At 57.2% G+C, this 15,366-nt stretch carries 12 protein-coding genes and 1 pseudogene; 6 read left to right on the forward strand and 7 right to left on the reverse strand.

The features are described 5' to 3' along the window. Nucleotides 1–26: 26 nt before the first annotated feature. From AYM40_RS30105 to AYM40_RS30115, 3 genes are all read right to left on the reverse strand, one after another. Entirely contained in the window at nucleotides 27–1,133 is a 1,107-nt protein-coding gene (locus tag AYM40_RS30105) for an alkene reductase (RefSeq protein WP_063499688.1), read from the reverse strand. Nucleotides 1,134–1,360: 227 nt separating this feature from the next. Continuing rightward, entirely contained in the window at nucleotides 1,361–2,302 is a 942-nt protein-coding gene (locus tag AYM40_RS30110; RefSeq protein ID WP_063499689.1) for a nuclear transport factor 2 family protein, read from the reverse strand. A 12-nt stretch (nucleotides 2,303–2,314) separates the two neighbouring features. Then, nucleotides 2,315–2,500, reverse strand: a complete 186-nt coding sequence (locus AYM40_RS30115) for a hypothetical protein (RefSeq protein ID WP_063499690.1) — start codon at nucleotides 2,498–2,500, stop codon at nucleotides 2,315–2,317. 196 nt (nucleotides 2,501–2,696) lie between these two features. Here AYM40_RS30115 and AYM40_RS30120 point away from each other — a divergent pair, with 196 nt between their 5' ends. Continuing rightward, the gene (locus AYM40_RS30120; RefSeq protein WP_063499691.1) at nucleotides 2,697–3,635 is read left to right on the forward strand and encodes a LysR family transcriptional regulator; all 939 of its coding nucleotides are present in this window, start codon (nucleotides 2,697–2,699) and stop codon (nucleotides 3,633–3,635) included. An 851-nt stretch (nucleotides 3,636–4,486) separates the two neighbouring features. On the opposite strand, the pseudogene AYM40_RS42850 reads toward AYM40_RS30120, so the two are convergent. Further along, nucleotides 4,487–4,612 (reverse strand): annotated as a pseudogene (locus tag AYM40_RS42850) (IS110 family transposase); the annotation flags it as partial. 30 nt (nucleotides 4,613–4,642) lie between these two features. Here AYM40_RS42850 and AYM40_RS41590 point away from each other — a divergent pair. From AYM40_RS41590 to AYM40_RS30145, 4 genes are all read left to right on the forward strand, one after another. Then, entirely contained in the window at nucleotides 4,643–4,813 is a 171-nt protein-coding gene (locus AYM40_RS41590) for a hypothetical protein (RefSeq protein WP_158515355.1), read from the forward strand. Nucleotides 4,814–5,361: 548 nt separating this feature from the next. Then, nucleotides 5,362–8,430, forward strand: a complete 3,069-nt coding sequence (gene fdnG / locus AYM40_RS30135; protein WP_148662351.1) for a formate dehydrogenase-N subunit alpha — start codon at nucleotides 5,362–5,364, stop codon at nucleotides 8,428–8,430. Between the two features lie 217 nt (nucleotides 8,431–8,647). Beyond that, complete coding sequence (gene fdxH, locus AYM40_RS30140) at nucleotides 8,648–9,571, forward strand: formate dehydrogenase subunit beta (RefSeq protein WP_063499695.1); 924 nt, start codon at nucleotides 8,648–8,650, stop codon at nucleotides 9,569–9,571. Continuing rightward, the gene (locus tag AYM40_RS30145) at nucleotides 9,558–10,217 is read left to right on the forward strand and encodes a formate dehydrogenase subunit gamma (RefSeq protein WP_063499696.1); all 660 of its coding nucleotides are present in this window, start codon (nucleotides 9,558–9,560) and stop codon (nucleotides 10,215–10,217) included. The genes fdxH and AYM40_RS30145 overlap by 14 nt, the downstream gene beginning before the upstream one ends. A gap of 121 nt (nucleotides 10,218–10,338) precedes the next feature. Here the strand turns inward: AYM40_RS30145 and AYM40_RS30150 are convergent, their stop codons facing one another. After that, nucleotides 10,339–10,836: a hypothetical protein gene (locus tag AYM40_RS30150; RefSeq protein ID WP_158515356.1), complete on the reverse strand. Its 498-nt coding sequence runs from the start codon at nucleotides 10,834–10,836 to the stop codon at nucleotides 10,339–10,341. Between the two features lie 366 nt (nucleotides 10,837–11,202). Between AYM40_RS30150 and AYM40_RS30155 the strand changes: the two genes are divergently transcribed. Then, complete coding sequence (locus tag AYM40_RS30155; RefSeq protein ID WP_063499698.1) at nucleotides 11,203–11,640, forward strand: MFS transporter; 438 nt, start codon at nucleotides 11,203–11,205, stop codon at nucleotides 11,638–11,640. 10 nt (nucleotides 11,641–11,650) lie between these two features. Here the strand turns inward: AYM40_RS30155 and AYM40_RS30160 are convergent, their stop codons facing one another. After that, nucleotides 11,651–13,480, reverse strand: a complete 1,830-nt coding sequence (locus AYM40_RS30160; protein ID WP_063499699.1) for an ATP-binding protein — start codon at nucleotides 13,478–13,480, stop codon at nucleotides 11,651–11,653. A gap of 846 nt (nucleotides 13,481–14,326) precedes the next feature. Beyond that, on the reverse strand, nucleotides 14,327–15,268 hold the full coding sequence (locus tag AYM40_RS40830; protein WP_148662354.1) for a DUF3892 domain-containing protein: 942 nt from the start codon (nucleotides 15,266–15,268) through the stop codon (nucleotides 14,327–14,329). Nucleotides 15,269–15,366 lie beyond the last annotated feature (98 nt).

The following is a 15,366-nucleotide window of genomic DNA, read 5'->3' on the forward strand; positions in this document are numbered from 1 at the left end:
CGCAGCCGGATGACGAAGCAACCGGTTCACGCGGCCTCGGCCAAATAAGTTGGGAAGTCCGTGTAGCCCTTTTCAGAGCCACCGTACCAGTCGGCCGGTGTTGGCATCGAGACCGGGAAGCCATTTTCCAAACGATGTACGAGATCAGGATTAGCGATGAAAGCGCGACCAAACGCAACAAGGTCAGCCTGCCCTTCCCTGAGTAACCGCTTAGCCTTCTCGCCATCGATTCCACCGTTCACGATGAGCGTGCCGCCGTACGCGGGACGTACAATCTTCAGCAGTTCCGGCAAATCCGGGCGATCGAACCAGCCATTGGTATCTGCAAGGTGCAGGTAACCGACACCCAGCTCTTGCAGCATGGCCGCAACGTATTTGTATGTTTCGACTGGGTGGGGATCTCGAACGTTGTTATATGCGGCAAACGGCGAGATTCTTACGCCGATACGATCCAGCGGCATGACCTGCGCAACCGCTTCCACAATTTCACGCAGGAACCGCGCACGGTTTTCGATCGATCCGCCATACTCGTCCTGTCTCTGATTGGTTGTTGGCGACAGAAACTGATGAATGAGATAGCCGTTTGCCGCGTGAATCTCGAGACCGTCGAAGCCGGCCTTGCGAGCATTTTCGGCTCCCCGGCGATATTCCAGCACAGCCTCACGCACTTCATCCCCAGTCATGGCTCGCGATGGAGTCGCGTGAATTTTTGTGTAGACCCCGTTCTGCAGTTGTCCCCAGACATGAAGCTCATGCAGATCGTCGTTCACGCCGGACGGCGACACAGGCGGCTCGCCCTCGAGCAATGCAAACGAGCTGGCGCGTCCGGTGTGCCAGAGCTGTGCAACGATACGGCCACCCGCGTTATGCACGCCGCTCACGACCCATCGCCACCCTTCCGTTTGTGCCTCGCTGTAAAGGCCTGGCGAACGTTCGAACGATTGAGACCGGCGGGTAATGTTGATGGCTTCCGAAATCAGGAGACCGGCGCTTGCCCGTTGCGCATAGTATTCAGTCATCAGCGGAGTCGGAACATCCTCCTCATCCGCGCGTGAGCGCGTGAGCGGTGCCATGACGATGCGGTTCGGAAGACGGATAGTGCCCAGATCAAGCGGATCAAACAACGTGGTCATGCAGTTTCTCCTTGAGAAGTCGGGTAAGTCGGGAGTCGACAAATTTTTCAACCACGCACCTTAAATGATCGATTGATCACTTAATGGCATGTCTCGTCGACAGTAAACAGTACTTATTTTGGTACGCACTCGCGAGGTGGGCCCAAAAGACTGGCCTGCCTGGACGCGCGCATATTGGAGGCAGGCCAGCCCGCCTGTTTCGACAGAGGGCCCCCTCATGCACCGGCTTATTCGAAGCTAATCCAGCCGGGAATGTATTCCATCTGGCTGATTTGCCATGATTCCTCGCCGCTCCGAACTGTGCGGATGCGGTAATGTGCACCGTAGAGTTGCTTGCCCTCGGGTGTTTGTGTTTGCCCGGGCGTGATCCGGCCCAACAGCAGTGCTGCGCTGTTGCCATCAGGTTCGATCTCGACCTGAACCGGTTCGCCATAGTGCTGCATCCAGGGCCAGGGCAGACGGAACGCCTTGAGCGTACCCATAAGCGTGCGACGCCCCTTCATGCGTCCCATTGGAGTCAGCTCGGCTTCTATGTTCTCGCTGAAGCTTTGCTCGAACAGCACGAAGTCAGCCTGATCCAATGCCCAGACGTAACGGAACCACGCTTCGGCGACGGCGTCTTCGTCGCTGATAGGAAGTTCAGAGACCGGGATGCGGTGCCAGGGCGCATCCATTTCGCTCACGACTACAGCAGGCTGATCGCCAGGCCTCCAGGCTCGGTTCATCGGCGGCAACTGCCACCCGGCTAGCAGGGCCGTAACGCCTTCGGCCCAGCCAAGCTGGAACCGGACAGTGCGGATGAATAGCCGGCTTTCGCGGCTTTCGAACGACAGAACTAACACGCCACCGAATAAGGCGGCCTCGCCGTCGGCCGCGCCAGAGGCCCGCTGAGCCTGTCCATAGACATAGGCACCGACCACGCTGTCATCGCTGCTGACTCGCGGCACTCGATTGGTCGCAGAAATGCGCACAGCTTCCAGGCCCGCGAAGTCGCCGCGCAGCAGACCCAGAACTTCCTCGCGACCTTGCGCATTGCCGCGATGGCTACTGAATAGCTCGACGTCATGGGCGAACAGGTCTGCGGCCGGCACCGATGGCGTGCCCGCCCAGGTGTCGCAGAAGTTGGCCAGTAGATCGAGCAGTTGCTGACGTGAAACTGTGGATGACATGGTGCTGTTCCGTTATTCCGCGTCGTCGGCCTGCCTGGCGAGGCGCTGGTGGTCGTGCAGTGTCGGGAATGGCGACGACGGATAGCCCTCTAGAGGCATGATGAAACCGAACGTCAACTGGCCGGGTTTGAAGACCTGGCGATATCCCGGGTGTGTTTGCAGCTCCGCCGGGAGCGGGCCGATGGGAGGATGACTCATGGTGTGAACTCCGGTTGAGCGACAGGCCCACGTCTCGCGCTTACGGCGCTCGTGACTTGCCGCGTCAGCGAGAGGAACCTGGATATGTCCGCTTTCTGGACACATTGACAGGATAGGCCGAAAATTCGGGATTTGGATTCCCTTATCAGGGAAAGACCGTGCCCGCAGCACGCTGGATATACGACGCGACCCAAACATGGAACCGAACCGATTCGGCGACATCACCGCTTTTGTCGCAGCGGTGAAGACCGGCAGTTTCACTGCTGCTGCCGCCTCGCTCGGCCTGACCCGCTCTGCGGTCGGCAAGAGCATCGTGCGCCTGGAAGCGAGGATGGACGTGCGGCTGCTCAACCGAACGACCCGCAAGCTAAGCCTGACCGATGAAGGCCTGGTCGTGTACGAGCGCTGGCGCCAGATTCTCGAGGACCTGGAAGAAGTGGATGCCACCATGGCCCTGCGCCGTGGCAAGCCGACTGGCACGCTCAAGCTGACAGCGCCGTTGTCCTTCGGGCAGCGTCACATTCTGCCGCTGCTGGACGCATATCTGAAGCAGTGGCCCGAGCTGCGTGCCGACATCTGGTTCACAGACCGGTTCGTCGACTTGGTCGAGGAGGGCTTCGACATTGGCGTGCGCATTGGCGCGCCCAAGCACGACTCTCAACTCCTGACCCGCACAATTGGGTGCCAACAGTTCGTGACTTGTGCCTCGCCTGACTACCTGGCCCGGCGCGGAGTTCCGAAGACACCGCAGGACCTGATTGGGCACGACACGATTGCTTTTCTCAGCGGCGAGAGGCCGAGCCCGTGGCGGTTCAACACGCCGGAAGGCCTCTATCTGTTCGAGGGGCCCGGACGCCTGAATATCGATAGCTCCGAGGCTTTGCACGAAGCCGCCCTCGCGGGCTTCGGCTTGGCGCATCAACCTACCTACATCACCGGCAACGACCTGCAGAGTGGCGATCTGGTAGAGGTGCTGGAAGCGTATCGTCCTCAGCCCGACCCGATCCGGGTGCTTTACCCGAGTAAGCGGCATCTGTCACCACGCATCCGTGCCTTCATCGATCTGTTGGTGGAGCGCTGGGAGGCTGGCGTACCGTGGGAAGCGCTATCGAGCAAGCAAGCAGATGGGAAATGAAACCGGAATCTCAATGGGCGCCAATAACGCTCATGAACCGGTTTCGGCAGATTGTGTTGAAAAAGTCGCTGCGTGGCTTTTTCAATTCTCTCGCAAGAAAATCGACCTCTCAGATCGGCCTACAAACCGCTCGCGAGCACCAGTCAAGGGTACGAAGACCCCGGGAAACCTCGCGATTGAAACGGACAGCGACTTTTTCAACAGTATCGGCAAACTGCCACCATTCGCGAGTTCATGCTGTTTTGCGATTACGCATATCGTGTTCGATCTCGATGGGCAGTCATCGCTCTTGGCCTCTGTCGTCCGATGACAGTCTGTACGAATGCGAAGCACCCAGTCTGCGACATTGGGCCGGCCAAAATGTGACGAGAGTGCCCCAAGGAATCTCTCTGGTCCCAAGTTCCACGATTCGATCTTCTCCGCAGCGTCATCCGTAGGTCTTGAAACAAAGACATTAAACTCGTCTAGAACGCATCGGAGAGTCTCACCTTCTCGTCGTCGCGGTGATGGCCGCAAAGGCAGCCAAACGCGCCGCGGGGGACAGCGGTCATGCGCCGCATTGTAATTCCATCGGGTTTCCACACTGCCTTATATGGACACCGTCCGGTTTGCCAGCTTGATCTTCATGTGATGTTCAAACGAGGTATCGGTTGCGGTCTTATATCCGGCCTGTAGTGCAAGCCGAAGCCCGCGGGCCCTGATGGAATTCGCCGGGAACATCCTCATCTCGGCCACGCACTTTTAAGCGCAAGGCTGTGTTCAGGTTTATGTTCCTGCGGTCCGACCTGTTTCACCATCACATGTTGATCAACCTCAGCAACCTACCGGTACTCCAGTTCGTCTTTCGTTGCTCATCTGCTAGCAGGTCTCACGCTGACGTGATTCTTCTCGTACGTGCTGCCGTGGGCCAAGATAGCCCATGCGGTTCGTGCCATCTTGTTGGCGAGGGCCACGGCCGCGACATTCGCCGGTAGTCGCTCCTGCATCGCCATCGTGAAGATCTCGCCATGGCGAGCGAGCAGCAACAAGCCCTGGCAGCAAAACAGGCGGAGCAGCTCGTTGCGTTGCTTGAGCAGAACACGCAACTCACCGCGATGACGAAAAAAATGAGCGAACGTATTGAGGCGCTAACCCTTGAGTTGCACGGCATGTTGAAACAGCCCAGCCGTAGCGCGTAGGCGCAGACCAATTGCACGTCCACGCTCGAACGAGAAACACGGTTTTTCTGCCTCCATTGCACTCTTGTCCGCTTTCGAGGCGGAGCCGCCTTCTTAATTGTTCTGAATGACCTAGTCAAACCGCACGACCCGTATCTCGCAGGACGCTCATCGCGAGCCGAGGTTTATTGCGCTTTTCGCCACGCAAAGAGGTAAAAGGTCAAAGAGCCTCAGGCTATTCAGAACAATTAAGAACCGTGATCTGGTCAAATCCTCTGCTCCAGAATTCTCACAATACTTGCCTGGTGCACGTCCCCGCTAGACACATCAAGAAGTACGTCCCCGGCTCCGTGGGGCCGCGCGGCGGCGGGGGACGACGTATTCACTTCGATAGAGTAAATGCGCTCGGTGCCTTTCACTCGAAGGCTTGTCTCAGTCGTCACCGATACTTTTTCTGTGACCCGAGCCTGTGCGCACAAAAGAATGCTATATGCACCACGGTGCTATATTGAAAAAACCTGCCGGTATCTTCGTCAGTTGCCGTTTGCTAGCTGTATGGAGGCGGAAAAATGATCAACCTGACTCGCCGTCAGTTTCTCAAGATTTCAGCATCCACACTTGCCGGATCCAGCCTCGCGTTGGTGGGGTTCTCTCCCGACGCCGCGCTCGCTGAGGTTCGACAGTACAAGCTCCAGAGGATGACTGAGACAAGAAATACCTGCACATACTGCTCCGTGGGGTGCGGGGTCCTGATGTACAGTCTCGGTGATAATGCAAAGAATGCGAAAGCCAGCATCATGCACATCGAGGGCGATCCAGACCATCCTGTCAACCGTGGCACGCTATGCCCGAAAGGCGCAAGCCTGCTCGACATCGTGCATAGCGAAAGCCGCCTCCTTTACCCCGAATATAGAGCGCCGGGCTCTGACCACTGGGTTCGTATCTCCTGGGACGACGCGCTTGATCGCATCGCAAAACTGATGAAGAGCGACCGCGACACGAATTTCGTTCCGACTACTCCCGAAGGTACGACGGTCAACCGTTGGCTGACGACTGGCATGCTGGCGGCTTCGGCGGCGAGCAATGAAGTTGGATATCTGACACAGAAGGTCGCCAGGAGCTTTGGATTACTTAGTTTCGACAACCAGGCTCGGGTCTGACACGGTCCGACGGTGGCAGGTCTTGCCCCGACATTTGGCCGTGGAGCGATGACGAACCATTGGGTCGACATCAAGAACGCGGACGTTATTCTGGTGATGGGCGGCAATGCCGCCGAAGCACATCCATGCGGATTCAAATGGGTCGTTGAAGCAAAGGCACATCGCGGCGCCCGACTGATCGTCGTTGATCCACGTTTTAACCGCACAGCCTCGGTTGCGGACTTCTATGCCCCGATTCGGACTGGCACAGACATCGCGTTCCTGGGTGGGGTGATCCATTACCTCATCGAGAACGACAAGATTCAGCACGAGTACGTTCGCAATTACACCGATTTCAGCTTTGTCATCAGGGATGACTTTGCGTTTGCGGATGGGCTTTACTCCGGGTACGACGCTGAAGCCCGCACGTACGATAAAACCAGCTGGGAATACGAGATTGGTGCTGACGGATACGTAAAGACCGACCCCACACTTTCGCATCCTCGTTGCGTGTATCGCTTGCTTAAGGCGCACTACTCTCGCTACACGGCGGAGATGGTGGAGTCGATTTGCGGGACGCCTCGAACTAAATTCATGGAAGTGTGCGAAATGCTCGCCACAACGTCCGCTCCAGACAAAGCCGGCACGCTGCTGTATGCGCTTGGTTGGACGCACCACTCCGTCGGCGCACAGATCATCCGTGCCGGAGCGATGGTACAACTTCTCCTGGGCAACATCGGTATATCTGGCGGCGGCGTCAACGCGCTACGAGGGCACTCGAACATTCAGGGCCTGACGGACCTCGGTCTCTTAAGCGACATGCTGCCAGGCTACATGACGATGCCCAGGGAATCGGAGCAGAAGTACGAGGATTACGCCACTGCGCGAACGCTCGAGCCACTGCGGCCGAACCAGCTGAGCTATTACAAGAATTTCCCATCCTTTTTCGTCAGCCTGATGAAGGCATGGTGGGGCGACGCCGCGAATGCGGAGAATGACTGGGCTTACTCTTACCTGCCCAAGCTCGACAAAACCTACGACATCCTCCAGGCCGTGGAGTTGATGAACGAAGGAAAGATGAACGGCTACATATGCCAGGGCTTCAATATCATCGCGTCGGCACCGGACAAGGCGAAGGTTATCGCCGGTCTCAGTAAGCTCAAGTGGCTGATAATCATGGATCCGCTGGCAACGGAGACTTCCGAGTTCTGGAAAAACTACGGACCGTTCAACGACGTTGATCCGGCCCACATCCAGACCGAAGTCTTCAGACTTCCCACCAGCTGCTTTGCAGAAGAAAACGGTGCGGTCGTCAGTTCGTCGCGCGTACTGCAGTGGCACTGGAAAGGTGCTGAACCTCCTGGCGAGGCCAAAAGCGACATCGACATCATGAGCGGGATTTTCTCACGCGTGCGAGAGATGTATCGCACGTCCGGCGGCGCCTTCCCGGACCCAATCCTGAATTTGACATGGCCCTACGACAACCCCGAGAGCCCGCGCCCGGACGAGTTGGCACGTGAGTACAACGGTCGCGCGATCGCGCCTGTAACCGATCCTTCCAACAAAGAAAAGGTGTTAGTCAAAGCCGGCCAGCAACTGGCAGCTTTTAGCCAGTTACGAGCTGACGGAAGTACGGCGAGCGGGTGCTGGATTTTCTGCGGCTCATGGACAGAACAGGGCAATCAGATGGCGCGTCGCGATAACAGCGACCCCACAGGCATCGGTCAGACACTGGGGTGGGCCTGGGCTTGGCCGGAGAATCGGCGCGTGCTTTATAACCGCGCGTCCTGCGACGTCTCAGGCAGACCATTTGATCCGTCCCGTAAGCTGATCTCGTGGGACGGCAAAGCCTGGAGCGGTGATGATGTTCCGGACTTCAAGGCCGATGAACCGCCTGAGCTCGGTATGGGGCCATTCATCATGAACCCCGAAGGCGTTGCCCGATTCTTCGCCCGAGGGGCGATGAATGAAGGCCCATTCCCCGAACACTATGAACCGTTCGAGACGCCGCTAGGATACAACCCGCTGCATCCTGACAATCCGGCAGCCACGAGCAATCCGGTAGCCCGGATATTCCCGTCTGACCGAAAGAAGTTCGGCAAGGCGGACGAATTCCCGCATACGGCGACTACCTATCGCCTGACCGAGCATTTCCACTTCTGGACCAAGCATGCGCGGCTCAACGCGATCATACAGCCACAGCAATTCGTTGAGATTGGCGAAGACCTTGCCAAGTCGATTGATGTCGTCGCAGGCGATCGGGTGAAGGTGTCGTCAAAGCGCGGGCACATCATTGCCGTTGCCGTGGTTACCAAGCGCATAAAGCCGCTCATCATTGAAGGGAAAAAAGTCCAGACGGTCGGCATACCCCTCCACTGGGGTTTCAAAGGATTGGCGGAACCAGGGTATCTCACAAACACGTTGACTCCATCCGTGGGAGACGGGAACACCCAAACCCCCGAGTTCAAGTCATTCCTGGTGAAGGTTGAAAAAGTGTGAAGGCTCGCAAGGATAAGGAAAGGTCGGGCCACGCTGCATAGCCCGCTGTGTAATCTGAACCTCTCAAGGAGATGGCCTGCTTACAGGTAAGGGTGATGCGTTCACATATGTCAGCCAGGGGCTTAGGTCCCACTGCGTATCCAGGTACGGCGCGACTTCTGTCCACCGCCGGCCGGTCATCACCCACAAATGCCAGAAGGCGTCCATACAGTCAGTCATGGCACTGCAGTCACTAGACATCCGACGCCTTTCCGCTACCACGGTTCAGCCTCCGGCTGACCGTGTTCCCGTGACCGGAACCGTCGCAAAGCTGATCGACGTATCCAAGTGCATTGGGTGCAAGGCATGCCAGACAGCTTGCATGGAATGGAACGATCTTCGTGATGAAATCGGCACGACGACGGGCATATACGACAATCCGCGTGACCTGTCCGAGCACTCATGGACCGTGATGCGGTTCAGCGAGTACGAGAATCCAAAGGGCGACCTCGAGTGGCTCATCCGGAAAGATGGGTGCATGCATTGTGACGATCCCGGTTGCCTGAAGGCTTGCCCGTCGCCTGGCGCCATCGTCCAGTACACCAACGGCATCGTGGATTTTCACGAAGAAAACTGCATCGGATGCGGCTACTGCATCGCCGGCTGCCCCTTCAACGTGCCACGGATATCGAAGAAGGACAACCGCGCCTACAAGTGCACCTTGTGCTCTGACCGCGTCGCCGTTGGCCAGGAGCCTGCCTGTGTAAAGACCTGCCCCACGGGAGCGATCATGTTCGGCACGAAGGAAGACATGACACAACACGCGGCCGCCCGTATCGTCGACCTGAAGGACCGAGGATTCGAGCACGCCGGTCTATATGACCCCCTTGGAGTCAACGGTACTCACGTCATGTACGTATTGCACCATGCGGACCAGCCGACTCTTTACCACGGTCTGCCGGACAACCCACGGATAAATCCGATGGTACGTGTCTGGAAAGGGATTGCGAAGCCACTCGCCCTCGTCGCACTGGTGCTCATGGCGGTCGCAGGGTTTTTCCACTACACGCGTACTGGTCCGAACGAGGTTCATGAAGCGGACAACGACGCTGCCGCCGAAGAGTTGAAGCGCGAAAGGGAGCAGCAAAATGAGCAATCCTGAATCGAAGGCCCCCCTTCTCATCGAAAGATACAATGCCAATGAGCGAACCAATCACTGGATAACTGCGATCAGCTTCATACTCGTCGCTCTCTCAGGACTCGCCATGTTTCATCCTGCGATGTTCTGGCTTTCAGCGTTGTTTGGCGGTGGTCAGTGGATGCGTATCGTGCATCCGCTCTTTGGTTTGGTCATGTTCTTTTCGTTCTCATTGCTTGCGCTGCGCTTCTGGCATCACAATCTGATCGACCTAGATGACATACGCTGGCTTATGAAAATTGGCGATGTGCTCATTAACCGGGAAGACAGGTTGCCGGAGGTAGGACGATATAACGCAGGCCAAAAGATGCTCTTCTGGACACTGGTTCCCTGCATGCTCGTCCTGCTCCCGACCGGGATTGTGATCTGGCGGCACTACTTTTCAGAATTTTTCCCCGTCAACATTATCCGTCTCAGTGCACTGCTCCATGCAACCGCAGCGTTTGTGCTGGTAGCCAGCATCATCGTCCACATATATGCAGGGATCTGGATCAAGGGAGCCATAGGGGCCATGATTCGAGGGACTGTCATGTTAGGATGGGCGCGCAAACATCATCCGCGCTGGTTCCGGGACGTAATTAAAGCGCGCGTTCATCAAAAACATGACTGAAAATCGGTTGTTAAATCGTCAGGAGAACGTCTGCACTGGGCATCTAGGGCTTCGGATTATCTGTCATTTGATACAGGGTGAAGAGCCCGTCTTTAAACGCGGTGCCCAGATTTGCACAGCTTCAACGGTTACTGTCGCTGCCCTTCGCCGATATGGCCTTGAGTATCTGCGGGTACAGTGAGCGCGCTTCCAGAGTCGGAAAATAAGCTGAACACGTCACGACTTCGGTAAGCGGGACCCCGATATCAATGTCGCCCCCCGGGGAAAAGGCCCACTCGATCGCCGCTCGAATCTCGCCTAAGGCGCTGTGGTACGTCGAGGCCCAGACGGCCTCCGGCATCAATTTCCAATGGGACTCCATAGCATTGGTCAGTTCGCGCATCAGTTCTGCATGCCGCGCGTAGGTCTCGTTATGGTCATCCATCTCATCGAGTCGCTCGCGCGCAAACAGACGTGTTACATCCAGCAGCCTATAGCGTGGCACATTGCCATGCAGATAATTAGTCAGCAAAGACTTCTCGCAAAGCCCGACGATGATCTGCATGACCGAGATGTGCTCCAACTCGCCCCCCTCGCGGACTGCAACGGCATCGGCCAGAGAAAAATGCGTTCTGAACACGCTTAGACGCTCCAAGGCGATCTTTTCATCGCTGGTTAAAAGCCTGTAACTCCACTCCAACACTGCGCGAAGCGTCTGATGGCGTGCATTGGATGTTCGCCGCCAACTGATCGTCCCTCCTATCGGCGAGTCGACGTGTCTCGCAACATGCTTGAGGTTGGCGTTAGTTTTCACCAAATTAAGCGTTCTTAAGAAAAATTAAGGGCATGCCTTCTCAAAAACTATCGCACGTCGCTGTGCATTTCTGTCGGCGACCAAAGCATTCTCGACCCACGCCACTCAGGCGCGCAACCGTTCCGGAAAGCATATGATCTTGAAAGCGATTGCAAACGCGGGACTGATCGGATCCCCGTCACGCGGCTCCACTTGTTTACCGTCGCTGTATGTGGCGTCGGCCTCTTCTTCGATCTTCTCGAAATTGTGCTCGGGAACGCGCTATCGGTGGTTTTTTCAGCCCCTCCCCATGCTGCCACGTCTCGCGAACTGTCGTTCCTGTTGTCGTCGCTCTACATTGGCGCGGCTATCGGCGCACCTGCATGCGGATTTCTCGCCGATCGATTTGGCCGAAAAGTCGTTCTGACGTTGATTTTATTCCGGTTGGCCGCCTTGTCGGTCTGCGAGGGCATGTCGCCGAATATCGCGACATTAACCTTGTTCCGCGTGCTAGCGGACGTCTCCATTGAAGCATTCTGGCCGCTCGTCGTTGCTTATCTCACAGACATACTTGTCCTCAGCGTCCTACTACTGGCCCTTGCGCCCCGAAGCCGGTCCCGCGAGCCGGTCTACAAGGAGCGGCCACGCTGATCAGCGTGAATCAAGCAGCAAAAGACGAACGCGTCTCAACCTGCCGGAGGCCCAACGCTCCATGAGACACAACGCCCGCCCCGATCGGCGGCCGGTGCGACCGTGTGGCGGCTTGCAGGTTCCTCGGTTTCCCGCCGGCTATTGCATTCAACAGTCGTATGCTCACGTCCGACACCGACTCAGCGTGATTCTCGGCCAAGTTCCACGCCGAAAGCACCAAACGCGCGTATTGCCGCAATTCCGACCAAAGGCCAAGTCCGAAGAAAAACGGGGTGGCCGCGATGACCAATTCGGCGGCCACGCGCCGGTCGGCACGTGACGACTCGATGAGATGAAACGCAGCACGTACGTCGTCGAGACGCAAACGAAAATTCTCGAGCGCACCCCGGTCGCACTCAACGCTCAAATTTCCCAACGCGCAGTAAACTTTCGCGTTCACAAAGGACAGAAAGCGATGTTCGATCTCCGGATGTTCCCCGTTGTCCGCCAATCTCTGCAGGGCATACGCGCGGCAGGTTTCAAGGAGCCTGTACTGCACCGCGCCCAGTTGTGTCTCGGCAACCAAGAGTGACTTCTCAGACAAAGCGCAGATCGCGTCCACCACGTCGTCTCTGCTGCAGCCTTCTCCTGCTGCGATGGCGATAGCCCCGTCAATCTCAAACAACGATGGGAACACACTTACTCGCCGCAATACCGTTCGCTGCTGGTCGGAGAGAAGGTCGTAGCTCCAATCGAACGTCGCCCTGAGCGTTTGGTGCTGAGGCAACGCGGTTCTATAGCCCCCGGTCAAGATATGGAATCGGTCGTCGAGACTGGCCGCTAATTCGCGTATGCCCAGCGTTGCCGCGCGCGAAGCGGCTAGCTCAATTGCGAGTGGCATCCCATCGAGCCTGCGGCAGATCACCGCCGCGAGCGCAATGCTTCCCTCGTCGGACGCAAACTCGCCATCGACCGATCGCGCGCGACCAAGAAACAGCTGCACTGCACTCTTTTCAGATGCATCGAGGCAATCCTGCTCGCGCAAAGGCACTTCTAATGCCGCGACTCTGTAAACGTGTTCGCCAGGGATTTTCAACGGCTCGCGACTTGTCACTATCACCTTGCAGCCCGGAACTGCTGCCAAGATCGCAGCTACGACATCCGTCGCAGCCTGAATGACGTGCTCACAGTTGTCCAGCACAAGTAGCGTCTGCTTGTCGAGTAAAGAGGCCACGACACGCTCAAGTGGCGAGCAGTCGCTGGCGCCATCCGGATCTAGCACGTCGGCTACTGCACACGCGACGTACTGGGATGCGGTAACCCGCGAGAGTTCGACAACCCAGACACCGTTCGCAAACCGGCCCGTAACCTGTCGACCAGCCTCTATTGCGAGACGCGTCTTGCCAATGCCGCCCGGTCCAACGAGGCTAACGAGCGATGCTCTTTCGCTGGCTTCGACCACTTCTGCGATTGCGGCGCCCCGCCCGTAAAGTAGAGAACTCGCTAGTGGAATGTTCGTGTTAGCCGGCGGCCGATGCACACTTACCCCGGCGTCCTCAGACGACGAACTAGATTGTCCCAATGCGAGTCGATAACCTCGGCCGGGGACGGCAATCAGAAGATGGGACGACGCGCCAAGCATCCTTCTGATCGCGCAAATATGCACGTGTAAATTATTTTCCTCGACCACAGTTTGTGGCCAGACACGACGCATTATTTCGTGCTTCGATACGAGCTCTCCACCCGCCGTTGCCAGCAGTTCAAGGATGTCAAAGGCTCGGGAACCAAGCTTGACCGGTTTCTTGCCTACAAGTACACGACGCTCGTCCTGTAGTATCTCGACGTCACGAATGATCATCATGATGTGCTCCCTTACCAGTAATACTCGCCGTCATCGACCTATGTTTTCGACAAATTCCAACGTTTGTCCAGAGCGTTACCCCTCTCGCCTCGCCTTAGGTTTCCGGGTCAATTAATGATCACCCGCTGGTATCGAAACCCCAAGTTAATATCTGTGAAAAGAAACAAAGTCAGATCTTTTTGGGAAGTTTGAAATCACCAGCGATCGAATTGGCTAGCCAGGATTGATAGCGACAGTTCACCTATTCCCAGTGCATCCAAGGTTCGCAACTTCTATAGTCGTTGTACTTGGCGGGCCGCTTGGTGGATTGTTCGCCGCTGATTTCCTCTATCGGAATGGCTGCTCACGTCTTAGAGGCGCAAACAGGATGCGAAACTGGCGTCATCACACACCGGTCGTCTCAACATGCACAAATGTGGCCATACAGATTGTCTTCGCAAGGCAAACGATCGCCCTGCTGAAGGGACGGCGCGAACGCCCGCCGCCAAGGGCACCTCTGGCACTCGGCGCGAGAGTGGCAGACGTTCAGTCAACTTCTGACCGCGACCGGCAATGATGCCCCGCCGCAGCGGCCCACACGAGTAGGCATTTGAAGTCGCCGGGCGGTGGCAGTCGGTCCGGCACGCGAATCTTCACTATGTAGGCGAGGCTTACGGAACTCACCGCGTCTCGCCGCGTGGCGTTTTTTTGGCACAATCCGTGCTCGCAACCACGGCACCGTTCGTGCAAACCATCTTCGACGCGCTCAGGACCATCTTTGCCGAAGGCCGGGTAGGTCGGCGACCCGCGCGGAACGCCGCCACCCCGGCGGACCGGCTAGCAGCGTTGGTAGAAGAATGTCGCGCGCTAGTAAGTGCTGAGGCGCAGCGCAAGGCCGCCCAGTCCCGCCGGGACGTCATCCTTCAGGGGTTGGCCAAGCTTGGATACGAAGTCCATGAGGGCATGACAACTGCCTGGGCGAAAGATGGACGGGTTGTCCTGCGAAAGCCGTCGCTGCCTGGCTATGGCGTCGAGGTCAGTGGTCAGGCAGAAACGAGTCGCCTGCAGGTTCGTGCGGTTGCCCTGAGCGGAAATCGCGACGTCAACCGGGACAAGGATGTCGAAAAAATCTGGTGCGGCGAATTCTCGCGGCTTCAGCAGCTCGTCGCTGAGGATGGAAACAACCTTCTCATTGAGCGGGCTAGGGGCGCCGGACAGGTACCACTTAAGCTGGTTGGCGACGCAGGCCAATTGACCGAATCGCCTGCAGTCAAGCGCACCATGAACTGAGAACTGAAGAGCCGGTTGATGCTTCCACGAATCCACGAAGCGCGTCCAGATTGCTATTCCAGTATCTCCATCATCTCGAGTAATCTGGTTGCGAAGCGTCCGCAGCTTCCAGTGATTCGAAGGGTACGAGACGACCTTGCGGATGCCCGCGCACGAGCGTGACGGGCGTTCGTCAGCAAATCTGGACGGCCGATACCAAAGCCCAGATCCACAGGCCGGCAGCGCAAGTAGGTTGTCGGTGTAGCGCCCATCTGCACGCGTGCGAAGGTAAGGCGGGATATCGTTCACTAAGCTTATTTCAACTGTACCTTGGCGATCGGCTACATAGAGCGAATTTCCGGCGAGCCGAAGGAAATCGACGCCTTGTTGCCGCGTCCAACGAACCCCGTTAGAGAAGCCAATGGTCGCGATGTGCTGATATGTTCGAACGCCGCCAGTGAGCGTAATGCAGGTTACCTGGTATCGCGGCATTTTCCCCCGTTTTAAAAGGGTGATTCGACTTAAAAAACCAAATTCCATCACTCCATCTCGAGAGAGACGATCCCGGCCGAAAGCAAGCTCCCAGCTCAGGCTGCTGGCAACTCATGCGACGGTACCGCCCCTCCCCTGATTTCCCG

The sequence above is a fragment of the Paraburkholderia phytofirmans OLGA172 genome (genome assembly GCF_001634365.1).
GTDB lineage: Bacteria > Pseudomonadota > Gammaproteobacteria > Burkholderiales > Burkholderiaceae > Paraburkholderia.